Here is a 23,538-nt window from a genome sequence, read left to right as displayed (position 1 = left end):
CTTGCTGCGTTTACAACTTAGCTGTCAATTTAACATTGAATACTCTTGTTGTCATATAATTGGGTACTGCATATTCGTTTTTGGTATACACATCTCGAACCCAAGTATTCGTAATCGCATTTTGATTATTAAATAAATTAAATATTTCTAGTCCAATAGCTAATTCTTTAAAATTCCCAAACCAAGATTTTTTATTTGGCAAATTAGCATCAATCAATACTTTTGAAAATCCAATATCTACTCTTCTATAATCATTTAACCTATTTTGGTATTGATACGCATCTGCATAGGAAGGCGCACCTCCAGGTAAACCAGTATTATAAACCAAATTCAAATACAAACGCATACTAGGAATAGAAGGCATATAATCTTGAAACAAAACCGCAAACTTTAATCTCTGATCCGTAGGGCGAGCAATATATCCTCTATTTTCACTGTTTTCTTCCGTTTTTAAATAACCAAAACTAAACCAAGATTCGGTACCTGGCACAAATTCACCATTTAATCGAAAATCAACTCCTTGGGCATAGGCTTTTGCATTGTTATTAGCTACATAACGAATTCTAACATTATCTATACTGTAGGTATTGACATTCGTTAACGTTTTATAATACACCTCCGAAACCAATTTAAATGGTCTATTCCACATTTTAAAATTATAATCATTCCCCAACACAAAATGAACGGATTGCTGCGCTTTTACACCCTCCTGAACTGCTCCCGAAGCATTTCGGAGTTCTCTATAAAAAGGAGGCTGAAAATAATAACCTCCAGAAATCCTAAAAATCATATCTTTTTTCCAATTAGGCTTGAGTGCCAATTGCGCTCTAGGACTAACAACCATTTGCGAATTAGCCGAAGAATTCGTACCCGTAACATTCCAATTTTGCATTCGAGCACCCAAAGTATACCAGAGTTCGGCTTTTTCTAAATTGGTTTTAGAATTCCATTGAACATAAGCCGAAAAACGATTAATTGTATTAAAATTTGTTGCAAAAACACTTCGATAAGGAGCCAATGGACCTACAAATGAAACATCAGGCTGATCTTCTCTTGAAAACTCAAGAATGCGTGGATTAACCGAAAACCCTGCCGAATCCACAACTTCCCACTCTCTAACTCGATCTCGAATCGATTCACGAGTATATTTTACCCCAAATTCAAGATTACATTTATTCCAATCGTAAAAGCCTTTTATCTCACTATTTACAATCAAGGCATCTAAATCATTTCGAGCATGATTTAGTTGCGAACCTATTCCATTGGCATAATTACTTTCATAAGTATCTGCTCCTATACTAGTCGTATTGTCTGTTAAAAGATATTGTGCCAAAATATCAAAATGCTCTTGTTCAATAGTATGAAAAACCGAATTAATGAATTTAAATTTTAAATTATCGGCAGCCTGAAAACTAGTTTTTAATGCCCCAAAATAAGTCGTGTAAGCATCTTTTTCTTGCCCTTCATAATATACCGTTAACTGCATCGGATTATCAATTGTCCCAAATTTAGTATTCCGAATTAAAGGTTGGTAATGGTATTTATTTTGCGAAATATTCCCTAAAAAACTCCAATCCCATTTTGCTGAAGCTTTATAATTCACATTCGTTTGAACATCAACAAACGTTGGTCTATAATTCGTTTGGGTGTCTTGACTATTCACCAATAGACTATTGTTGCGATAACGCACTGCGGTAACCGAAGTCCATTTTTTATTTTTTGAAATAGCATCAACTGCGACACTTCCACCTAGCAAACTCGCTTCAAAAGAAGCCCCAAATCGAGTTGGATTTCGATAGGTAATATCTAAAACAGAAGCTAATTTATCACCATATTTTGCCTGAAATCCACCAGCAGAAAAATGGATATTTTGAACTAAATCCGAATTCACAAAACTCAAACCCTCTTGCTGGCCAGAACGAATTAAAAAGGGACGGTATATTTCAACATCATTTACATAGACTAAATTCTCATCATAATTCCCACCACGAACAGAATATTGCGTACTCATTTCGTTGTTAGAATTGACTCCAGCCAAAGTTTTTAGAACATTTTCGATTCCAGCATTAGCTCCTGGCATTTTTTTTATTACTTCTGCTGAAAGTGTAGTAATTCCTTGTATCTGAGTCGTCTTATCTTTTGAAACAATAATTTCTCCCATTTGCTCGGCAAATTCATCCAAAACCAAATTCAATTCATAATCAGAACTATTTTTTAACAACAAAGAAATAGTAACTTTTTTATAGGTTAAATGACTGAAAACTAGATTTATTTTTTTATTTACAGGCACTTTTATCGAATAATAACCATTATCATCCGATTGGGTAGCATGTCCTAAAAACGAAATAGTAACATTACTAACTGCCTGTTGCTTAGCATTCAGAACAATCCCTTTCACCTTTGCTAATTGTGCCAAAGCCGAAAAACTAATCCAAAATGCAATAAAAATATAACCTAACTTACTTTTCTTCAATTGTTATCTAATTATTTTTGACTTCTATAAAATGTAGTCTGAAATGTAGAGGAATTACCTACTTGGTCTGTAACTACCACTTTCAACTCATTAGCTCCTTCTGCCACAATACCATCACTGAAATAATGCGTTATCTTCTTGGTTTTAGAATCATATTCAAATAAAATCCATTTCCCATTCAAATAACCATTGTAGGACTTAATTCCAGATCCACTATCACTAATAGATAATTGGATTGTTTTTAAATTACTAATCCAAAGGCCTTCTATGGGTTTAGCAATACTTATTACAGGAACTGTTGTATCCATAGCTAGTGTGTATTTACCAAGAGTTCTAACTCTCGTAGTGTACACATTAGCATTTACACTTGTTGAATTATAGCCTAACTTGCCATTCGAACCTAAGCTAGCAATATACACTTTGCTTTTTTGTTCATCTGTATATTGATTGCTTTCAATTGCTATCTCAAAATTTTTATGCACTGGAACTGTATCATCGTGTAAGGTGAGCACATTTCCATTTACCGCAAAATTCATTGTGAAATCTTCATAAAAAGTTCCAGCAGAAAAAGTGGCTGTCATATTATCTTTAGAAAAAATATTGTCTTTTTTAGCTTTTACAAAATAATTCCCAATCGGTTTTTCGCCTTCAATTATGGAACTTGAAGTATCAAAAGCAATTGGAACAGTAATGATTGTAGTATTTCCAAAATAGTCAGCGACTTCAATTCGATAAGTCAAATTCAAATTAGGTTGTAATTTTATTATCCCATAATCGGAATCCGTTTTAATGATACTCAAATCATAAGGAGATTGCATAAACAGTTTTTGGATTCTTTGAGAAGATTTTTTATAGCGCTCATAATCAATAAGCGTATTAACATAGCGCATTTCATCAAAAGAATAGGTATCAAATTGATAACCAAAACTTGCTTTACCATTCAAATAGGATTGTACTTTATACACTCCATTTCTATTCATTGAAACATTATCGTAATCCACAGCAGAAACTCCAAAACCAAGTGGTCCATTTGCTAAAACTTTATTAGCTAAATAGGTTCCATCGGCTTGCAATCTAAGATTCAAAGGCAAAGCTCTTTTTGATTTATTAACAGTCGTACCATTCAATGGATAGACATAAACAGCTGAAACAACAGGTTTTTTTGTGTCTTTAAAATTTTTATCAAACCCAAAAAACAGGGGATTAATGACTTTTTCTGTTTTAGTATCTCTAAATTCAAAATGTAAATGAGGGCCTTCTGAAGAACCAGAATTTCCAGAAAGCGCGATTATTTGTCCTTTTTTTACCTCCAACTCATTGGCTTTTGGAAAAAGTTCAATTTCAAAAGCCTGTTCTCTATAATGTGCTTTTTTTATAAATTCTTCTATTTCACCTGAGGCTTTTTGCAAATGACAATAAACAGTTGTAATTCCATTAGGATGATTAATATAAATCGCCTTACCGTTTCCAAAAGTCGAAATCTTAATTCTCGAAATATAACCATCAGCAGCAGCACGAACTTCTAGACCTTCTCGTTGTAAGGTTTTAAAATCAAAACCCGCATGAAAATGATTTGGTCTTAATTCACCAAAATTACCGGATAACTGCATCGGAATATCCAATGGTGCTTGAAAATAGTCTTGTGGATAAGTGTTTTGAGCAATAACTACTCTAGAAATCAATAGGAAAAATAAAAAAATCTCATGCGTAACGTTTTTGCTAAGATAAAAAAACTAATTTGGAATGCTTTATAAATAACTTTTTTTGTAACCAATTACAGTACAACATATTGATTATTTTATAATAAAAAAACCGATAAAATATTGTAATAATAAAAACTAATACTAAATTTGTAATATTAAGTAATGATTAGGATTAATAATGAGTGTAATTGCAGAAATAATTGATACTCTTGAAAGTAAAGTTGAAAAACTGATTCTAAAGCTAAGAAATTTAGAAAAAAACAATCAAGATTTAACTATCGAATTAAATAAAGCTGCACAAATCATACAAAATCAATCTCAAGAGATAGAAGCTTTAAAAGCACAGTATGAAACACTTAAAATAGCCAATTCATTACTCGGCAGCGAAGAAAATAAAAGAGATACAAAGCTTAAAATAAATTCATTAATTCGTGAAATTGATTACTGTATAGCGCAGTTATCAGATTAGTATAAACAATGGACGAAAAGCTTAAAATTAAAATATCAATTGCAGACCGTGTGTATCCATTGACTGTGGATCCTAGTCAAGAAGAAGGACTTAGAAGTGCTTCGAAGAAAATTGATAGTATGATTAAGCAATTTGAAGAAAATTATGCTGTTCGCGACAAGCAAGATGTTTTAGCCATGTGTGCTTTGCAGTTTGCATCGCAAGTGGAACAAAAACAAATTGACAATGCTATCAGTGCAGATGAAACCATTGATAGAATTCAAAAAATTAATGCTTTTTTAGACGAAAATCTCTAAAAATATACGTTCTTTTAAACAACTAAGATACTGCCTACATTAGTTAATTATTTGGTAAACTCAACACTAACAAATTAAAATGAGCAAATCATCGCTACTATAGCAAGCCAATTCAGTTTGGAAGCTTGAACAGTGAGTTAGCTCAAAACTTGTCTTTACGAGTTTATACAAACAACTTAATGTAGGCTTTTTTTATATATAAATTTTTAAACAAACATGGACATATTAACGATTATTATTTCGGGAATTATAGGTATTGCAGTCGGCTTTAGCATCGCTAAATTCATAGAAAAGAGCAACATCTCTAACCTTATCAAAAACGCTAAAAAAGAAGCCGCTTCTATCTTAAAAGATGCTAATCTTGAAGCTGAAAACATAAAAAAAGACAAAATTCTTCAAGCCAAAGAAAAGTTTATCGAATTAAAAGCTGAACACGAACAAGTAATTCTTGCTCGTGATAAAAAAGTGGCTGAAGTAGAAAAAAGAACGAGAGACAAAGAATCTCAAATTTCTAATGAATTATCTAAAGCAAAGAAAATCAACGACGATTTTGAAAGAAAAACAGCCGAATTACAGGCAAAAGTGGAGCATTTAGATAAAAAACAAGCCGAAGTTGATAAACTTCACAAAAGCCAATTGCAACAATTAGAGCTTATCTCTGGATTGTCTGCCGAAGAAGCTAAAGAGCAATTAGTAGAAGGATTAAAAGCGGAAGCTAAGACTAAAGCAATGTCGCATATCCAAGACACTATTGAAGAGGCTAAATTAACTGCGCAACAAGAGGCTAAGAAAATCATTATCAATACAATCCAACGAGTAGGAACAGAAGAAGCTGTAGAAAATTGTGTATCAGTATTCAATATTGAATCGGATGATGTTAAGGGTAGAATTATTGGTCGTGAAGGTAGAAACATTAGAGCTTTAGAAGCGGCTACTGGTGTCGAAATTATTGTTGACGATACTCCAGAAGCTATTATCCTTTCTTGTTTTGATCCAGTTCGTAGAGAAATTGCTCGTTTGTCTTTGCACAAATTAGTAACCGATGGACGTATTCACCCGGCTCGTATCGAAGAAGTAGTTGCTAAAACGGCAAAACAAATTGATGACGAAATTATTGAAGTAGGTAAACGTACCGTAATCGACTTAGGAATTCACGGTTTACACCCAGAATTAATCAAAGTAGTAGGACGCATGAAATACCGTTCTTCTTATGGTCAAAACTTACTACAACACTCACGTGAAGTTTCTAAACTTTGCGGATTGATGGCTGCTGAATTAGGATTAAATGTTAAACTAGCTAAAAGAGCAGGTCTATTACACGATATAGGAAAAGTACCAGATACTGAAAGTGATTTACCTCACGCTTTATTAGGTATGCAATGGGCTGAAAAATACGGTGAGAAAGAAGAAGTTTGCAACGCCATTGGTGCACACCACGATGAAATTGAAATGAAATCATTATTATCTCCAATTATCCAAGTATGTGATGCTATTTCGGGTGCAAGACCAGGCGCAAGAAGACAAGTTTTAGATTCTTACATCCAACGTTTAAAAGATCTTGAAGATGTAGCTTACGGATTCTCAGGGGTTAAAAATGCTTATGCTATTCAAGCAGGTAGAGAATTACGTGTTATCGTAGAAAGTGAAAAAGTTTCAGATGATAACGCTGCTACTTTATCTTTTGAAATCTCACAAAAAATCCAAACAGAAATGACTTATCCAGGTCAGGTTAAAGTAACGGTTATTAGAGAAACAAGAGCAGTAAATATTGCTAAATAAGATTAAAATTTTAATTTTAAAAACTCCAAATTCCAACAATTATAATTGGGATTTGGAGTTTTTTATTGACTGTTAATTTTCATCTTTGGAATGTAATTACATTTTCTTTCTAGGATGAAAATTCTCCAAAACATCAGTCAAAAACTTCCTGTCTAAGTGCAAATAGATTTCTGTTGTTGTAATTGATTCGTGTCCTAACATCAATTGAATCGACCTTAAATCGGCGCCATTTTCTAACAAATGAGTAGCGAACGAATGCCTGAAAGTATGCGGACTAATTTTCTTTTTTAAACCTATTCGAGTAGCCAGATTATTGATAATAGTAAAAACCATTGCTCGCGTCAATTGTTCCCCTCTTCTATTTAAAAACAAAGTATCACTAAATTCTTTTTTAAAAGGGATTTCAGGTCTAACTGAATCTTTATAAATCTGGATATATTTTTTAGTCAAATTGGCGATAGGCACAAACCGTTCCTTATTTCCTTTACCGGTAATCTTGATAAATCCTTCATCAAAAAACAAATCGGATATTTTTAACGAAACCAATTCAGATACTCTAAGTCCACAACCATATAAAGTTTCAAGCATAGCTCTATTACGTTCTCCTTCTTTAGAAGACAAATCGATAGCGGCAATTAAAGCGTCGATTTCTTCCAGTGATAAAGTATCTGGTAATTTTCGAGTAGTTTTTGGTGACTCAATCAACTCCATTGGATTATCTGACCGATAATCTTCAAAAATTAAATAACTAAAAAAACTTTTTAATCCAGAAATAATTCGCGCCTGAGAGCGTGCATTTACCTGACTGGAAATAGCATAAACAAACTGTTGAATCGTTTCTTCTTTAATTTGCAATGGCGAAACTTCTATTTGGTTCGTATCAAGAAACAAACACAAACGCTCAATATCAAAAGAATAATTTGCCACTGTATTCTTTGACAAACCACGTTCAATTTTGAGATACGATTGATAGCTTTTAATATAGAAATTCCAGTTCATCCCACAAATAAACGACTTTTATAGATATAAAAAAACCTCTCAAAAGAGAGGTTTGAAATTTTGAAATTTGAAAAACTATCTTCCCCATTTCCCTCCACCTAGGTAAAAACCTAAATGAATACCTAAATAAGTATTAGACACACTAGCTATTTTTTCACCAGACATATTTTGTAAATCTGATTTAGGAACGAAATTGTACTCCAATCCCATTCTAAATTTACCCCATTCAAAACCACCTCTGATCAAACCTCCCATTTTACCACTTGCATCTAAAGTCGCATCAGAAGATGAATCTATATCGTCAAATTCAACATTCGCAATTGAATAATAACCAACACCTCCACCTAAATAAGGAACAAATGAACTCCCTGAACCATTAAAATAATAATCATAAGTCCCAACATACGAACCATTAGCAGAAATTTTAGCACTAGTAGTTTCTCCTTCAGTTTCTATATCTCTAATCATTGCAGCTCCACCAATACGCAAACCAACATTCATATTGTCTTTTATATTAAATTTTGGTTCAATAGAAAAAAGTAAACCTCCACCTCCATTAGATGGAACAGTATAACCTAAATCCAAACCAACTCTAAATTTTCCTTGTTCTTGAGAATAAACATTTCCTAGAGCAAATGCAGCAATTGCTGTTAAAATAATTTTTTTCATCTTATTAACTTTGTTAATATTTACCCAAAAGTAATAGAATTACTATAAGTTAAAAATTTCAAAAATATAGAAGCGAATAAAAACAACAAAAAAAGAGCTTAACCACAAAAAATAAAAGTCAATATATCAATAACTTACAAATTGAAATATCACCTAATTTAGTGATTTTTCAAAAAAACAGCATTAAAACAAAATTAACGTTTTTACCTACAAAATAATCGCTAATATATTTGAAAAATGAAAAAAATAAAACAATACCGCTGAATTATATAATATTTTTAAACAATAGAAGTTATAACTTGCGTACTCAAATCTATAATTAAATTTAAACTTTTAACACCATGAAAAAAATAATCTTAGTTGCAATAATGCTATTTAGCATTACAACAGTTGTACAAGCGCAATCAATACATTTTGGTATCAAAGGAGGAGCTAACTTTGCAAACCAAAACGGAGATACACCTCCAGCTTTCGAAAGCAAAGAATCAATTACAAGCTATCACGCTGGTTTAGTAGCTGAAGTTAAACTGTTTGACGGTTTTGCAATCCAGCCTGAACTTTTATATTCTACTCAAGGAGCAACTTATAAAAATGCCGTTGAGGAATTTAAAAACGAATTAGGTTATCTTTCTATTCCAGTTGTAGCAAAAATTGGTTTAAGCAAAAGTTTAAATCTGGAATTAGGCCCTCAGGCTTCATTTTTATTGAGTGACAGAAAAAATGTAAATCTGGAAAATCCTGAAACTTTTGAATTTGGTGTAGTAGGAGGTTTAGGTTTAAATATCACAAAAAGTATATTTGTTCAGGCTCGATACGGACTTGGATTGACTGAAGCTTCTAAAGATGCCGATATCAAGAATTCTACAATTCAATTATCAGCAGGACTCATGTTCTAAAAAAACTTAGAAAATATAATAAAAACCGTCCCGATAATTCAGGACGGTTTTTTATTTTTACAAAAAAGATAAAAATGAAAATTAGCATTATAAACGGTCCTAACCTTAACTTATTAGGAAAACGCGAACCTGAAATTTATGGAAGTTTAACTTTTGAAGAGTATTTCGAAGAATTGAAAGCAAAATTCCATTCTATAGAATTCAATTACTTCCAAAGTAATATTGAAGGTGAATTAATCGACAAAATTCAAGAATTTGGGTTTACGTATGATGGTATTATTTTAAATGCAGGAGCTTACACACATACCTCTGTTGGTATAGGTGATGCGGTAAAAGGTATTACAACCCCAGTAGTAGAAGTGCATATTTCGAATACTTTTTCAAGAGAGAGTTTCCGTCATCAATCCTACATTTCTGGAAATGCAAAAGGTGTTGTTTTAGGATTTGGGTTAAAAAGCTATGATTTAGCCATTCAATCTTTTTTATAATAGATGCACAAAACAAAAAAGCGAGTTAGATTTTACTTTTAACTCGCTTTTTTGTGTTTTAATTATTCATCATCTGGTTCTATATGAATCAAGACATGTCCTAATTCTGGAATTTCTTTTCGCAAAGTATCTTTGAGAATATGTGCTAGTTGATGCCCTTCTTTTACGGATATTTCGGCACTTACAATTGCGTGTAAATCTACATGATATTTCATGCCTGATTTTCGAATAAAACACTTTTCGGTATCTATTATTCCTTCTACATTAGAAGCAACTTGACGAACATGTTCGATTAAATCATCATACAAATGTTCATCCATAATTTCGCCTAAAGCAGGACGGAAAATCAAAAAGCTATTGTAAATGATAAAACCAGAGGCAAATAAGGCAGCCCAATCATCTGCAGATTCATAACCTTTTCCCAGAACTAAGGCAATTGAAATTCCTAAAAAAGCTGCCACCGAAGTAATTGCATCACTTCGATGATGCCATGCATCTGCTTTTAATGATGAACTATTAGTTTCTATACTACGTTTCATCACAGTTTGAAAGGAGTATTCTTCTCCAAATAATTATAGCTCCTAAAACAAATAAGGTCCAAGATTTTGGTAAATCATGCGGTGTTTGAATATTAGCGATACTTTCATATGCTATAATAGTTGCCGAAGTAATTAAAAAACCAACGACTAAAAAAGTAATTAATGGTTCAGCTCTTCCATGACCATAAGGATGATTTTCATCGGCAGGTCGATTGGAGTATTTAATTCCAAATAAAACTAAAAAAGAGGCAAAAATATCGGTTGTAGATTCAATTGCATCCGCAATTAAGGCATAAGAATTGCCAAAAAAACCTGCTAAGCCTTTTATAATTGCTAAGCAGGTATTTCCTATTATACTAAAGTAAGTTGCCTCTACGGCTTTTTGTTCTTTATTCATATTTTTATTCTACACGAACAATATTAGCCCCGATAGCTCTTAATCGTTCGTCAATTCGCTCATAACCACGATCGATTTGTTCTATGTTTTGAATGGTGCTTGTTCCTTTTGCAGAAAGTGCAGCAATCAATAATGAAATTCCAGCGCGAATATCTGGTGAAGACATCGTAGTGGCTTTCAAAGTAGATTTGAAATTATGCCCAATAACCACCGCTCTGTGCGGGTCACACAACATGATTTTAGCTCCCATATCAATCAATTTATCCACAAAGAACAATCTACTCTCAAACATTTTTTGGTGGATTAAAACATCTCCCTTAGCCTGTGTAGCAACAACCAGAACAATACTCAATAAATCAGGAGTGAATCCTGGCCATGGTGCATCGGCAATAGTTAGGATAGATCCATCGATATCTGTTTTTACTTCATAACCATTTTCATGAGTTGGAATGTAAATATCATCTCCTCTACGCTCTAAAGTGATACCTAATTTTCTAAATGTATTTGGTATTAAACCTAAATTTTCCCAGCTTACATTTTTTATTGTAATTTCACTTCTTGTCATTGCTGCAAGACCAATCCAGCTACCAATTTCAATCATATCTGGCAAGATACGGTGCTCACAACCACCTAAACGTTCAACTCCTTCAATCGTTAATAAGTTAGAACCAACTCCTGTAATTTTGGCTCCCATTGAGTTCAACATCTTACAAAGTTGTTGCAAGTAAGGCTCACAAGCAGCGTTATAGATAGTCGTTTTTCCTTTTGCTAAAACAGCAGCCATAACAATATTTGCAGTTCCAGTTACAGATGCTTCATCCAATAACATATCGGTTCCTACTAATCCATCGGTAGTTTCTACACCATAAAAATGGTCTTCTCTATTATAACGGAATTTAGCTCCTAAATTGATGAATCCTTCAAAGTGAGTATCTAATCTTCTTCTTCCAATTTTATCACCTCCTGGTTTTGGGATGTACCCTTTTCCAAAACGAGCCAATAATGGTCCAACAATCATAATTGAACCTCTTAAAGCGCCTCCCTCTTTTTTGAAAGCTTCAGTTTCTAAATAACCTACATTAACCTCATCAGATTGAAAAGTATACGACCCGTGAGCATTTTTAGTTATTTTAACCCCTAAATTTCCTAAAAGTGTTATTAATTTATTGATGTCAATAATATCGGGAATGTTGTTGATTGTAACTTTTTCTGAAGTTAAAAGTACAGCGCATAATATTTGTAATGCTTCATTTTTAGCACCTTGTGGAGTAATTTCTCCTTTTAAACGGATTCCTCCTTCAATTTTAAAGATTCCCATATTATCTATCTCAATTTTATTTTTTACTTGTATTATTGGTTAGTAGCAAATTCTATTGCTTCTGATTGTTATTTGAATATTTTTTCCCTTTGCCCCCTTTATTATTCTTATTATTTTGAATTTTAGGTTGCCCTGTAGAAACTTTATTTGACATTCTTTTGTTAGTACGTAACAAATCGGAAGTGTTTATTAACTCTTCTGTACTTAGTAACAAGTTCAATTTTCCTCCTGATAATTCGTAAAGATGTTCAAAAATCACATCATCTTTCACGGTATCTTTGTTCCAACTCAAGTACGATTTTTTCATGTGATTAGCAATCACTTTTACCAATGCACTTTTCATTTCTCCTTCTTCCCATTGGTTAGCAACATCAATCATATATTTGATATTGTTTCCATAATAACGGTATTTAGGGAAATTTTGAGGATATTTCAAAACCTCTGGTTTCAATTGTAACACTTCTCGGGAAGGAATAGGATATGGTGATTCAACATCTAATTTAAAGTCAGACATTATAAAAAGCTGATCCCATAATTTATGTTGAAAGTCAGGTACATCTCTTAAGTGAGGATTTAGTGTTCCCATTACCTGAATAATGTATTTAGCTGCTTTATTTCGTGTTTCGGCGTCTTCAATTTCAGTTGCTTGATCGATAAGCTTTTGTAAATGACGCCCATACTCAGGAATAATCAAATGCGAGCGTTCGGCATTATATTCTAGATGATGTACAACATCATTCGCATTTTCTTTAATATATTTCTGATTCATAATTTGTTTTATTTGAAGCTTAACTACAAAAGCGAGGCTAAAATACTATTATTCCACAATTATAATGAAATGATTCCTTCAATTGTAGAAACTTCGATATATTTATCAATTACGGCCTGAGGGCTTTGCATTTGAACGTCAATTGATACACTAGTAAATTTTCCAGTTTTAGATTGTGTTGTTTTCATTACGGCTCCCATACCATCAAATGCAGCATCTACTTGTTTGATTTTTTCAACATCAGTAGGAACAATAAATTTAAACAAATATATCGCTGGCCAAGAATTACTTTTTTCTAGCTCGGTTCTTAATCTATCAAAAAACTCCTCTGTTTTCTTATCCATTTGTCTTTAAAAATAAAGGCAAATATACGCTTTCAATTCTAAAATCGGAATTATAGCCTATGATTTTTAGTTAAATCATTACTTTGATAGTCGTATTTTTTAAAATTCTAAATTAGTTTAACTAAGTTTGCTTTAAAATCAGTTTTTTAAGGACTAAGTACTATAAATTTGCTTAAAAAAAACTGCCGTTTTTCTCTATAAAAACGAATTAACATTTCTTATTTACATGTCTGAACCGCTACAAATTCTAAAAAAATACTGGAACCACGATAGTTTTAGAACACCACAAAAAGAAATTATCGAAGCGGTTTTAAATGGTCACGATACATTTGCACTAATGCCTACAGGAGGAGGAAAATCGATTTGTTTCCAAATCCCTGCTCTAATGCAAAAAGGAATTTGCTTAGTCATTTCACCCCTTGTAGCTTTGATGAAAGACCAAGTGGCTAATTTACAAAAACGGAACATCAAAGCTATTACACTTACTGGAGGCATTAAATCTGACGAAATAATTGATTTACTTGACAATTGTCAATATGGGAACTATAAATTTCTCTATCTTTCTCCCGAGCGTTTGCAATCGGAATGGATTTTAGAACGAATTAAAAACCTTCCAATCAATTTAATTGCAATTGATGAAGCGCATTGTGTTTCGCAATGGGGACACGATTTCCGCCCTGCCTATCTCAAAATTGCCCATCTAAAAACTCATTTTCCCAAAACTCCTTTCCTTGCACTAACAGCAACCGCAACACCTAGAGTAAAGGAAGATATTATTAAAGAGTTAGGTCTCGAAAACCCATTGTGCTTTGAAAAATCATTCGAAAGAAAGAACATAGCCTATATGGTTTTTGAAATCGAAGACAAACTATTTAGAATTCAACAAATTTTAAAGAAAAACCCACAGCCATCTATTATATATGTCAGAAACCGAAAAGCCTGTAGCGATACCGCTAATCAACTTAATGCCCTAGGATTCAAAGCAACATTTTACCACGGAGGCTTACCTACGAAAGAAAAGAATAAAAACATGCAACACTGGATGGACGAAGAAGTTCAAGTTATGGTTGCCACCAATGCTTTTGGAATGGGAATTGACAAGGCTAATGTAAAAACCGTAATACATATCCAACTTCCGGATAATCTCGAAAATTATTATCAAGAAGCAGGAAGATCAGGAAGAAATGAAGAAAAAGCGTTTGCAATTTTGCTAAGCAGCCCGTCCGATATTACTCAAGCCGAAAATCAGTTTTTATACATTCTTCCAGATAAAACTTTTTTAAAAGAAGTCTTTATCAAAATGTGCAACTATTTCCAAATTGCCTATGGAGAAGGCATCAACGAACAATTTTCATTTAATTTGAATCAATTTTGCCAGAGATATAATTTCCCTATTTTAAAAACATACAATGCTATTCAGTTTCTTGATCGTCAAGGGGTAATTAGTCTATCCCAAGAATTCTCAGAAAAAATAAGTTTGCAATTTATTATCCCTTCCAAAGAAGTCATTCGTTATACAAGTCTCAATCCAAACGACGAAGAAATTATAGTAACTATTCTAAGAGCCTATCCCGGAATTTACGACACCCCAATCAACTTAAATATTCCATTTATTGCAAAAAAATCAAAACATACGGAAGCAGAGGTAGAAATTGCATTGGAAAAATTAAAAGAAAAAGATATCGTTGCCTATCAGTCTAAAAACAATGACACAACATTACTATTTAACGAAATTCGAGAAGATGAACGAACCATTAATCGAATCGCAAAATACCTAGAAAACCAAAATAAATTAAAAAAACAACAATTTGAAGCCGTAATCAATTACATCCAAAAAGACGATTGTTGTAAAAGTCAATTACTTTTAGAATACTTTGGTGAAACCAAAACAACTAGTTGTGGTATATGCTCTTACTGCATTAGCAAAAAAGAGAAAAAAGAATCTAAAGCCACCATCTCTAAAAAAATAGTAGATTTATTGAAAACTGGCGATTTAAGTTCGAGAGAAATTCAAACAAGTTTACATAATCTTTCAGACGATGTTATCTTTGCACTTCAAGAGTTATTAGAAAACGAAATCATTCTAATACTACCAAACAATAAATATAGCTTAAAACAATAATGGAAAAATTACGAATCGTATTTATGGGAACTCCAGACTTTGCAGTAGGAATCCTTGATAGCATACTAAAAAACAATTACGAAGTAGTAGGTGTAATTACCGCTGCTGACAAACCAGCTGGTCGTGGTCAAAAAATTAAGTATTCGGCAGTAAAAGAATATGCTTTAGCAAATAACCTAAACTTATTACAGCCGACAAATTTAAAAGACGAAAGCTTTCTTGCCGAATTAAAATCCTTGAATGCCAATCTACAAGTCGTGGTTGCCTTTAGAATGTTGCCTAAAGTAGTATGGGAAATGCCTAAATTAGGTACTTTTAACCTTCACGCCTCCCTTTTACCTAACTACCGAGGTGCAGCACCCATCAACTGGGCTATTATTAATGGAGAAACTAAAACCGGTGTAACAACATTTTTCATTGATGACAAAATAGACACTGGAGCTATGATTTTAAGTGCCGAAACAGCAATTGAACCAAATGAAAATGTAGGCCAACTTCACGACCGTTTAATACACTTAGGAAGCGAAACTGTAATTAAAACACTAGCCTTACTAGAAAAGGGTCAAGTTCAAACAACTATTCAAACGGATACTGATGATATAAAAACAGCTTACAAACTCAACAAAGAGAACTGTAAGATTGATTGGAACAAATCGGCAACTGAAATCCACAACCTAATAAGAGGTCTAAATCCTTATCCAGCGTCTTGGTGTTTCTTTACCGATAAAAACCAAGAATGGAATGTGAAAATTTATGAATCGAAAATCAGTACTGAATCCCATACCCATGAAGCTGGAACCATCATTAGCTCAAAGAAAGAATTAAAAATAGCTGTAAAAGATGGATTTATTCAGGTATTAAGTTTACAATTTCCAGGTAAAAAGAAAATGACTACTGGTGAATTGCTTAATGGAATTTCATTTTCAGAAGAGGCAAAAGCAGTTTAAGCCCAATAAAAACAGGTAAAACCGCCAAAAACACCCCAAAAAACACGGTGTTATGAACAAAAAAAATAAGTTATTAACAAAATAGCGTAAAATCCGTCAAAGCACTTGCGAGGTCTGTATTTACTGCTAAATTTGTTGTATAACAATTTATTTTTAACCAACAATTAATAACTTTTTATTATGAACAAATCAGAATTAATCGATGCTATCGCTGCTGACGCAGGAATTACTAAAGCAGCTGCAAAATTAGCTTTAGAATCATTTTTAGGTAATGTAGGTGAGACTTTGAAAAAAGGCGGTAAAGTTTCTTTAGTAGGTTTTGGATCTTGGTCAGTTTCTTCAAGAGCTGCTAGAGATGGAAGAAATCCACAAACTGGAAAAACTATTCAAATCGCTGCTAAAAACGTAGTAAAATTCAAAGCTGGAGCTGAATTAGAAGGAGCTATCAACTAAGGTTTTATTTTCAAAACCTAGCCAATATAAAAAACCCTCTATCGAGGGTTTTTTTTGTGCTTTTTACCGATTTTTTTTGGTGTTTTCCATTTTTTTATTAAATTTAATAAAAAAAATCAATTATTATGATTTCAGAACCATTAATAAAAGGACAACTTCTAATTGCTGAACCTTCAATAATTGGAGATTTATCTTTCAATCGTTCTGTGATTTTATTAGCCGATCATGACAAAGACGGATCTGTTGGTTTTATCATTAATAAACCATTGAAATATACCATTCACGATTTAATTCCTGAGATAAATTCAAAATTAAAAATATACAACGGTGGCCCTGTAGAACAAGACAACCTGTATTTCATCCACAATGTACCTAACTTAATTCCTAATAGTATTGAAATTTCAAATGGTATTTATTGGGGTGGTGATTTTGAATCTACTAAAGAACTAATCAATAGCGGACAAATCAACAAAAACAACATTCGCTTTTTCTTAGGTTACACAGGATGGTCAGAAAGCCAACTTCAATCTGAAATGGAAAACAATTCATGGATAATCACATCTAACAGCTATAAAAATAAAATTATAGGCAAATCTTCCACCCATTTTTGGAAAGAACAAATTTTAGAATTAGGTGGCGAATATCTAATATGGTCTAATGCACCCGAAAACCCCTATTTAAACTAAGTAGTTGCTACGATTTGATTTAACTTTTCTACTAATTGCTCTGCTACACTGGTAGTAAATGTTTTTTTTCTGTATTTTGTTATTGGTTGCACACCTTTTATCACATTAGTAATAAATAACTCTTCTGCTTTTTGAAGATCAAAAGGAGAAATAACATCTTCAACAACCTCAATACCTGAAATAGTTTTAGCTAAACCAAGAATCTGTTTGCGCATTACACCATTCAAACAGCCTTCTGACACTGGAGGAGTAATTAATTTTCCGCCCATAACCATAAAAATATTTCCCTGAATAGCTTCAACTACATTTTTAGAATCATTCAGCAACAAACAATTATCCAAACCATTTTCATCGGCATAAATACTTGCGGTAACATTCAGGATTCTATTGGTACTTTTAATAGAAGACAAAAGTTGCTTAGTAATATAAAAATCTTTAAATAAGTCTACTTCATACCCTTTTTTATCAAAAGAATACAAAGCCGTTTCTAAAGCCGTCGCATGCACTAAAAAAGAAACCGATCTGTCCAAAGGAAGATAATAACCTCCATCATTTCTAAAAACAGTAATTCGAGCTCTAGCAGCAGCAGAAATTGCCAATTTATCAGTCAACGATAGCAATTGCTCTTCAAAATATTCCATCGTAAAATTCATTGGAATCTCCATACGAACCACTCGCATCGAAGCCATTAACCTAAAATAATGATCTTCTAGATACAAGACTTTTGAGTTAACAATTTTCACTGTTTCAAAAACAGCATCACCATACAAAAACCCTCTGTTTTGCGTTAAAATATTCGAATCTTGAGTTACTAACGTCCCGTTGAAATTAATCATAAAAAAAGCCCTGAATTTAGTTCAGGGCAAATATAAGTCATATAAATAGAATTCTCTACACAGAACCTAATAGATGTTTTAAATCCGAGATTTGATTTTCCCACAATTGTTTGGCTTCATCAATTTCATCTTCTTCCGCAAAATCTACAATCATCAAAGAAACATCTTTAGTCAATTCATCCTCTAAGATATGCAATTCAAAAAAATAATCGGTATCCTTATTTGCCGAATCTACCCATTTGAATTTTACTTTTTCACCTGATTTTTTCGAAGCTAATCTTGCTTTTTCTTCTGAATCATTCCAAATAAAAGTAAAAAACTCCCCTCTGGAATTAACATCATCAGCAAACCATTCTGCCAAACCAGAAGGAGTAGATATATATTGATACAATAATTGTGGTGAAGAGTTTATAGGAAACTCTATTTCATAACGTACTTTAACATCCATAAAAGACCGATTTATTTTTTTCGAATATATACAATATAATATCTAAAAAAAAACGTTTTTAAAAATATTTTTTTCTGCATTTTTTTCTTGCGTGATATATTTTTATTCCTATCTTTGCACCCGCAATCAGGAACAGTATTGACCTGAACATTTGGCGAGGTAGCTCAGTTGGTTAGAGCGCAGGATTCATAACCCTGAGGTCACGGGTTCAACTCCCGTCTTCGCTACTAAGGAAAGCCCAGTTTAACGACTGGGCTTTTTTATTGGAGTGATGATAAAGAGTGATGATTATACTTCATATACTTTGAAATTTAAAGCCGCTTTTTCAACTGCATTCAAAATTGTACTATCAATATAATGGTCAATCAACACCTGTTCACCTCCATGAGATGTCAATAGCCTTGTATCTTTACCCATAGCTAATCTCAACCAAGTGATGTAGGTTTTTCTTAAGTTTTTTAAAGATACTGACTTAGTAATACCAGCTTCTTTTTTATAGTGAGTAAAAGCTTTTGATAGGTCATTCATTATTGTTATGCTTTTTACCTTACGGTCTGGATACAAAATGAAATCATTTGTTGTCTTCTTTTCGTTGTATCCTAGCTTAATCAATAGTTCAAATAAATCATGATTTATTGGTAAATACTTCACATATTCATCAGTATCTTTTTGTCTATTAACCTTTTTATTATCAATTTTAAAAAACTTAGTACCATCAATTTTAGTTAATATATCACTCCATTTTAGTTCTACGACTTCTTCTCTTCTCCCACCAGTTAATAAAAAAAGTTTAAACCCATCTTTAAGATAGAATCTATACAAATTTTTCTTTTCTCCTTTGCCTCCAAGTTTTACAATAGGATTCGCTGTATCTATTACAGATATTACACTATCAAATTCATCTTTCGTTAAAGTTTCTACATTTTTTTTGATTTTCTTTTTTGAAGTGTAAGATTCAAAAGGGTTCTTCATATTTATATCTTCAATATCAATTAAGAATTTAAAAAAAGCTTTTAATGCTCCCATACACTTATTAAAACTAACTTCACTACCAAAATGACCATTAGCCCATAAGTAAAAACGTGCTACATCATTTTTAGTAACATCAATAATTCTCGTTATTTCTATATTCTTTGCTCCCTTGAAAGAATTACAGAAATATGTGCAAAATCTAATACATTCATCTTTATGTCCTTTTGAAACATCTTTGACGTGCTGAGCAAACTCATAATTACCAGATAAGTATTGATTATACCTTATAACAGCATCAACAATTGAATAATCATTCCCGCTACATGTAGTTTTGACTTTCTGATAATTATTTGCCTTTAATTCTTTTTCAATTAATATGGCTTCAGATACAGCATCTTTATAATCTCTCGACTTTAATACTTTTGTTACTTTTTTGTTTTTTGTGCCACTTATATGGATTCTCACCCTATACTTTTGAATGTCATAGTGATTACAAGAAGGATTATCCAACTTACATTTATGACAGTATATCTTCAACCCAGTATGTGGGTTTTTAGGAAGTTTTAATCTGCTCATGCTGTTAATTTTTCAAATAATTTTTTATCGTTTCCATTCAAACTTTTAATTTTAGTTTTTGGTAAATAGCTTACGTCTTCTCCAAGATTTAACAATACCATTTCGTAAACAGCATTATCTTTTACTGTCTTTTTATATACTTCTTTCCAATTTTCTGGGTATCTATCCATTAAATTAATTACCCAAGGTTTATCTATTTCCACAGCGACATCAATTTCATATACGTAATGTGTTTTTGTATCTGTGTAGATTTTGACACCCTTTTTTTCAAGCCACTTTTTCGTAGCAGTATTATCTTTCGTTTTTATTCTTTCAGCAACCTCAAAAATTGTAAGAATTCTTAAATTTTTTTCTTCATTTATTAATTTCAAAACTCTGTACCACTCAATCTCCAGTGTTTTATTACGAGTGGGGAGAATTATTTTTTAGTCAAGTATGACCATTCCGAAACGTACGAACATGACGAATCAGACACAGATAAAATGCAAAAAGCATAGAATCCCCATAGGCATAGAATGCCCTAATTAAAAAAAGATGTTTGCTGAAACCACTTTTTAGAGACAAAGTGGTGAATAAAATTATACGCTTAAACAGCTTACTGTCCTCATACGAGTTTCTGAGTAAAAAGAGTTACAGGAGCTACATTATATAGTTTATACCCTGTGCATCAATCTATTACAAAGGTACTATTTTCTTTCTATGGTTTCAAGTAGGGATAGTGAAAAAACTTTTATAGAACATGCTAAAACTCTGAATATCAAACAAATAAAATTAACTATTTTTACATGCTATCCTGTATAAAGCTTTCCGTTCACTAAAAGCACTGAAATACCCATCTTTTTCATTATTCTTTCAGATTCAATTCGTGATAACTTATCTGGATTCAGCACCAGAAAATTGTGTTTGGTTTTTTCTAGTTGGTGTGATATTGTAATTCTGGTCTTTTTCATAATAATAACTTTTTAGTTCAAACTAAATTCAAATCCATAATCAACAGTAAGCATTTTTTGTCTAAAAATTATGCATATCATAATTTTTCCATCCTCAACTTCAACAAAGTATTGGTCAACAAATCGGATGTGCCTTCTTAAAAACATTTTCAACTTTGGCACATCAACTGGAATCCTCTCATCATAATAATAAGTAATCAATGTTTGAGAAGGTTTGTAATCCGTTTCATCCATCACGCTTATAACATCAAAAGTTGCAACATTGAATCTTGAAATCATTTCCAAATAAATTCGAGATAGGTTTATGTAATTCATACTTCCAACATTTTACGGTTAACCATTACTTTCTTTACCTTACATACAGTAGCACTGGAAGCTCCTGTTATTTCTGAAATATCCCTTATGCTTAATCCCTTTTGAAGCTTTTTAGCTATTGTCTGGTGGCGTTGCAATAACTTTTCATCAGATTGGACAGCTCCGATTTTTCGACCTTGGAATTTACCCAGTGCTTGTGCTACCTTGATTCCTTCCATTGCTCTGGTTTTGATTTGGTTTCGATTCATCTCAGCTATTGAACCCATACAAGAAATGACCAGCTGAGCCATTGGATTAACATCACCGTTATCTAATAAGGTAGTGAAGCCCTCTTTGATGGATTTCAAGTTGATTTTGTTTTTGGTGAACAGGTCAATAGTGTGAAGTATATCTATGAGATTTCTTCCAAGGCGGTCTATACTATCCACTACCACTGTACAACGTTCAGATTGGTTGGTAATGGTATCAAACATTTTAACAGCTTCTGGTCTTTCCATAAATGGAATGTTCCCTTGGATGCGTTCAACAAATAAATTGTTGGGATTAAAACCTTCATGAGATTTAAATGTCTCGATTTGCCTTGCACTATTCTGAAGAACAGTTGACGTTCTGGAATAAAAATAGTATACCATAGAATTTGTAGTTTAAAGGTTAGAATCGCTTTAATTTTAGAGTCTAAATTATTTTAAAACACTTTGACCTATTTTATTGGGTTGGTCATTTTTAATAATGTTTTAATAATTAACTATGGCCTAAAACTAAAACACTACAAATATTCCAGGCTTTTTTGTAACAAACAAGAAAAACGACTATTATCCTGGATTTCAGTTGAATAAAATATTTTTTTTATGTTTTTTGAGATATTTATTTCTAAAAGAAATAAATATGAAAAACGAGGTGATAAAAACAAAATGCGGTCATGAATTGAAAATTAACGGAATTCAAATTAAGGAAACGTATGGGGATATTTTGGTTGGTGAACCAGAACTTGAAGATAATCTCAGAATTTATGACGGATTAGACGTTCCTTCGAATTGGTTCGTACGAAAATGTGTTTACTCTATGAAGAGTTTTGATTTGGATAAAAAATATTTTTTACCTTATACAGTGCATGTATGGGTGTCATCACACAAAAGTGTGAACGACCCCAAGAAAAAATTTTACGGAAGTGAATTGGTTATTATTGGAACTATTGATAGTATTATTAACTTCTCCGTTCAAGAATTAATTGAAGATGTTATCAAAGACTTTGATTGGGAAAAGTATGCAATTAATTTTAAGATTTAATTATTCCTTCAGAAATGAATCGTTTACACTCAAAATCTTATAGGCTGTTGGTGTTTTTTGAATAGTTAGAATTTCAACATCTACAAGAAAAGCAAAATGGAATGGATTGGATTCCATATCTAACATTGATTTTTTATCTTCTTGATTATCAAAAACTACCTTCAAGGAGTTAGGATGAATTGAATCAATAAAACCTTTATCAATAGATTTAGAAGATTCATCATATTTAGCTGAATCCCAATAAAACAAAACATTTTTTTCAATATTGCTTATTGGTTCTTTTAATTCAGTCTTAAATCTAGCTATCCCATTTTGAATAGCGTTTGCTTCTTGGCTATTATAATTTAAATTAATTGTAACATCGCCAAAATTAAAGTCACCTGTAAATACAATATTTGAACCATTATCTTTGGCAACTGGTTTAATAATATTGCTAAAATTATTACAATCTTTTATATCAAAATCTTTGGGCTTTTCATCACTTTTACCGAGAAAATACTCATATCCCTTTTTTAAAAATTTTGTGAATTCTATAACTGAATTTGAATTCTCAACGAAAGGTATCACAGCTGGAACTAAATCAGAAAGAACTGCAATGACACTTCCATTTTTAATTTCTTTTACATATAATTTTGTTTCAGCTTTTAATCTGAAATTTTCGCTTTCGGATAGAAATTTATAGTATTCATTGCCCAAAGCTTCAAAAGATTCGGTAAAATCTATTAATTCAATTGGACTTTTATTTTCAAAATGGATTGTTAATCTTGCCTCAGACATATTTAATTATTTAATGTATCAGTAATTATT

General features: G+C 32.2%; 25 protein-coding genes, 1 tRNA gene and 1 pseudogene. 11 read left to right on the top strand and 16 right to left on the bottom strand.

The window, feature by feature from the left end; translation table 11 throughout:
- Positions 1-10 precede the first annotated feature (10 nt).
- Positions 11-2,473, bottom strand: a complete 2,463-nt coding sequence (locus P5P90_RS13845; RefSeq protein WP_278035201.1) for a TonB-dependent receptor — start codon at positions 2,471-2,473, stop codon at positions 11-13.
- An 11-nt stretch (positions 2,474-2,484) separates the two neighbouring features.
- Positions 2,485-4,155, bottom strand: a complete 1,671-nt coding sequence (locus P5P90_RS13840; RefSeq protein ID WP_278035200.1) for a M23 family metallopeptidase — start codon at positions 4,153-4,155, stop codon at positions 2,485-2,487.
- A gap of 199 nt (positions 4,156-4,354) precedes the next feature.
- On the opposite strand from P5P90_RS13840, the gene P5P90_RS13835 reads away from it, so the two are divergent.
- From P5P90_RS13835 to rny, 3 genes are all read left to right on the top strand, one after another.
- Complete coding sequence (locus P5P90_RS13835; protein ID WP_278035199.1) at positions 4,355-4,645, top strand: hypothetical protein; 291 nt, start codon at positions 4,355-4,357, stop codon at positions 4,643-4,645.
- A gap of 8 nt (positions 4,646-4,653) precedes the next feature.
- Complete coding sequence (locus tag P5P90_RS13830; RefSeq protein WP_278035198.1) at positions 4,654-4,941, top strand: cell division protein ZapA; 288 nt, start codon at positions 4,654-4,656, stop codon at positions 4,939-4,941.
- 216 nt (positions 4,942-5,157) lie between these two features.
- A complete protein-coding gene (rny, locus tag P5P90_RS13820) occupies positions 5,158-6,720 on the top strand; it encodes a ribonuclease Y (protein WP_278035197.1) in 1,563 nt (520 codons plus the stop codon).
- Positions 6,721-6,816: 96 nt separating this feature from the next.
- On the opposite strand, the gene xerD is transcribed toward rny, so the two are convergent.
- The gene (gene xerD, locus P5P90_RS13815) at positions 6,817-7,719 is read right to left on the bottom strand and encodes a site-specific tyrosine recombinase XerD (RefSeq protein WP_278035196.1); all 903 of its coding nucleotides are present in this window, start codon (positions 7,717-7,719) and stop codon (positions 6,817-6,819) included.
- Positions 7,720-7,794: 75 nt separating this feature from the next.
- Positions 7,795-8,388: a porin family protein gene (locus P5P90_RS13810; protein ID WP_278035195.1), complete on the bottom strand. Its 594-nt coding sequence runs from the start codon at positions 8,386-8,388 to the stop codon at positions 7,795-7,797.
- 341 nt (positions 8,389-8,729) lie between these two features.
- On the opposite strand from P5P90_RS13810, the gene P5P90_RS13805 reads away from it, so the two are divergent.
- Positions 8,730-9,284: a porin family protein gene (locus P5P90_RS13805; RefSeq protein ID WP_278035194.1), complete on the top strand. Its 555-nt coding sequence runs from the start codon at positions 8,730-8,732 to the stop codon at positions 9,282-9,284.
- Positions 9,285-9,358: 74 nt separating this feature from the next.
- Positions 9,359-9,772: a type II 3-dehydroquinate dehydratase gene (aroQ, locus tag P5P90_RS13800; RefSeq protein ID WP_278035193.1), complete on the top strand. Its 414-nt coding sequence runs from the start codon at positions 9,359-9,361 to the stop codon at positions 9,770-9,772.
- A gap of 62 nt (positions 9,773-9,834) precedes the next feature.
- On the opposite strand, the pseudogene P5P90_RS13795 reads toward aroQ, so the two are convergent.
- The 4 genes and pseudogenes from P5P90_RS13795 to P5P90_RS13780 all read right to left on the bottom strand — a co-directional run bounded on the left by P5P90_RS13795 (position 9,835) and on the right by P5P90_RS13780 (position 13,139).
- Positions 9,835-10,708: pseudogene (locus tag P5P90_RS13795) on the bottom strand (cation diffusion facilitator family transporter).
- A gap of 4 nt (positions 10,709-10,712) precedes the next feature.
- Positions 10,713-12,026 (bottom strand): UDP-N-acetylglucosamine 1-carboxyvinyltransferase, encoded by a 1,314-nt coding sequence (gene murA, locus P5P90_RS13790; protein ID WP_278035192.1) that lies wholly within the window; start codon positions 12,024-12,026, stop codon positions 10,713-10,715.
- A 52-nt stretch (positions 12,027-12,078) separates the two neighbouring features.
- Positions 12,079-12,795, bottom strand: a complete 717-nt coding sequence (locus P5P90_RS13785) for a DUF4290 domain-containing protein (RefSeq protein WP_278035191.1) — start codon at positions 12,793-12,795, stop codon at positions 12,079-12,081.
- Positions 12,796-12,854: 59 nt separating this feature from the next.
- Positions 12,855-13,139 carry a DUF493 family protein gene (locus P5P90_RS13780; RefSeq protein ID WP_278035190.1) on the bottom strand — a complete coding sequence of 95 codons (285 nt, stop codon included), beginning with the start codon at positions 13,137-13,139 and terminating at the stop codon, positions 12,855-12,857.
- 226 nt (positions 13,140-13,365) lie between these two features.
- Between P5P90_RS13780 and P5P90_RS13775 the strand changes: the two genes are divergently transcribed.
- The 4 genes from P5P90_RS13775 to P5P90_RS13760 all read left to right on the top strand — a co-directional run bounded on the left by P5P90_RS13775 (position 13,366) and on the right by P5P90_RS13760 (position 17,347).
- Complete coding sequence (locus tag P5P90_RS13775) at positions 13,366-15,261, top strand: RecQ family ATP-dependent DNA helicase (RefSeq protein ID WP_278035189.1); 1,896 nt, start codon at positions 13,366-13,368, stop codon at positions 15,259-15,261.
- A complete protein-coding gene (gene fmt, locus P5P90_RS13770) occupies positions 15,261-16,208 on the top strand; it encodes a methionyl-tRNA formyltransferase (protein WP_278035188.1) in 948 nt (315 codons plus the stop codon). Before P5P90_RS13775 ends, fmt begins: the two co-directional genes overlap by 1 nt.
- 180 nt (positions 16,209-16,388) lie before the next feature.
- A complete protein-coding gene (locus P5P90_RS13765; protein WP_066324007.1) occupies positions 16,389-16,661 on the top strand; it encodes an HU family DNA-binding protein in 273 nt (90 codons plus the stop codon).
- 125 nt (positions 16,662-16,786) lie between these two features.
- On the top strand, positions 16,787-17,347 hold the full coding sequence (locus P5P90_RS13760) for a YqgE/AlgH family protein (RefSeq protein ID WP_278035187.1): 561 nt from the start codon (positions 16,787-16,789) through the stop codon (positions 17,345-17,347).
- Here the strand turns inward: P5P90_RS13760 and P5P90_RS13755 are convergent.
- Together P5P90_RS13755 and P5P90_RS13750 are read right to left on the bottom strand one after the other, a co-directional pair.
- Positions 17,344-18,183: an aminotransferase class IV gene (locus tag P5P90_RS13755; protein WP_278035186.1), complete on the bottom strand. Its 840-nt coding sequence runs from the start codon at positions 18,181-18,183 to the stop codon at positions 17,344-17,346. The genes P5P90_RS13760 and P5P90_RS13755 overlap by 4 nt on opposite strands.
- Positions 18,184-18,238: 55 nt before the next feature.
- Entirely contained in the window at positions 18,239-18,631 is a 393-nt protein-coding gene (locus P5P90_RS13750) for an START-like domain-containing protein (RefSeq protein WP_278035185.1), read from the bottom strand.
- A gap of 153 nt (positions 18,632-18,784) precedes the next feature.
- Here P5P90_RS13750 and P5P90_RS13745 point away from each other — a divergent pair.
- A tRNA-Met gene (locus P5P90_RS13745) sits at positions 18,785-18,858 on the top strand.
- Positions 18,859-18,919: 61 nt separating this feature from the next.
- Here P5P90_RS13745 and P5P90_RS13740 read toward each other — a convergent pair.
- From P5P90_RS13740 to P5P90_RS13720, 5 genes are all read right to left on the bottom strand, one after another.
- Positions 18,920-20,179 carry a tyrosine-type recombinase/integrase gene (locus P5P90_RS13740; RefSeq protein WP_278035184.1) on the bottom strand — a complete coding sequence of 420 codons (1,260 nt, stop codon included), beginning with the start codon at positions 20,177-20,179 and terminating at the stop codon, positions 18,920-18,922.
- On the bottom strand, positions 20,176-20,550 hold the full coding sequence (locus tag P5P90_RS13735; RefSeq protein ID WP_278035183.1) for a hypothetical protein: 375 nt from the start codon (positions 20,548-20,550) through the stop codon (positions 20,176-20,178). The genes P5P90_RS13740 and P5P90_RS13735 overlap by 4 nt, the downstream gene beginning before the upstream one ends.
- Positions 20,551-20,967: 417 nt before the next feature.
- On the bottom strand, positions 20,968-21,129 hold the full coding sequence (locus P5P90_RS13730; protein ID WP_278035182.1) for a hypothetical protein: 162 nt from the start codon (positions 21,127-21,129) through the stop codon (positions 20,968-20,970).
- A 12-nt stretch (positions 21,130-21,141) separates the two neighbouring features.
- Positions 21,142-21,444 carry a hypothetical protein gene (locus P5P90_RS13725; protein ID WP_278035181.1) on the bottom strand — a complete coding sequence of 101 codons (303 nt, stop codon included), beginning with the start codon at positions 21,442-21,444 and terminating at the stop codon, positions 21,142-21,144.
- Positions 21,441-22,076, bottom strand: coding sequence for a recombinase family protein (locus P5P90_RS13720; RefSeq protein ID WP_278035180.1), 636 nt, complete (start codon positions 22,074-22,076; stop codon positions 21,441-21,443). The genes P5P90_RS13725 and P5P90_RS13720 overlap by 4 nt, the downstream gene beginning before the upstream one ends.
- A gap of 253 nt (positions 22,077-22,329) precedes the next feature.
- On the opposite strand from P5P90_RS13720, the gene P5P90_RS13715 reads away from it, so the two are divergent.
- Complete coding sequence (locus tag P5P90_RS13715; RefSeq protein WP_278035179.1) at positions 22,330-22,731, top strand: hypothetical protein; 402 nt, start codon at positions 22,330-22,332, stop codon at positions 22,729-22,731.
- Here the strand turns inward: P5P90_RS13715 and P5P90_RS13710 are convergent, their stop codons facing one another.
- Positions 22,732-23,508 carry a hypothetical protein gene (locus P5P90_RS13710; RefSeq protein WP_278035178.1) on the bottom strand — a complete coding sequence of 259 codons (777 nt, stop codon included), beginning with the start codon at positions 23,506-23,508 and terminating at the stop codon, positions 22,732-22,734. It abuts the gene before it with no gap.
- Between the last annotated feature and the right edge of the window lie 30 nt (positions 23,509-23,538).

This window comes from Flavobacterium nitratireducens, from assembly GCF_029625335.1.
Classification (GTDB): Bacteria; Bacteroidota; Bacteroidia; order Flavobacteriales; family Flavobacteriaceae; genus Flavobacterium; species Flavobacterium nitratireducens.
Note: the sequence above shows the minus strand (reverse complement) of the source record. Positions and strands in the feature narration are given on the sequence as shown.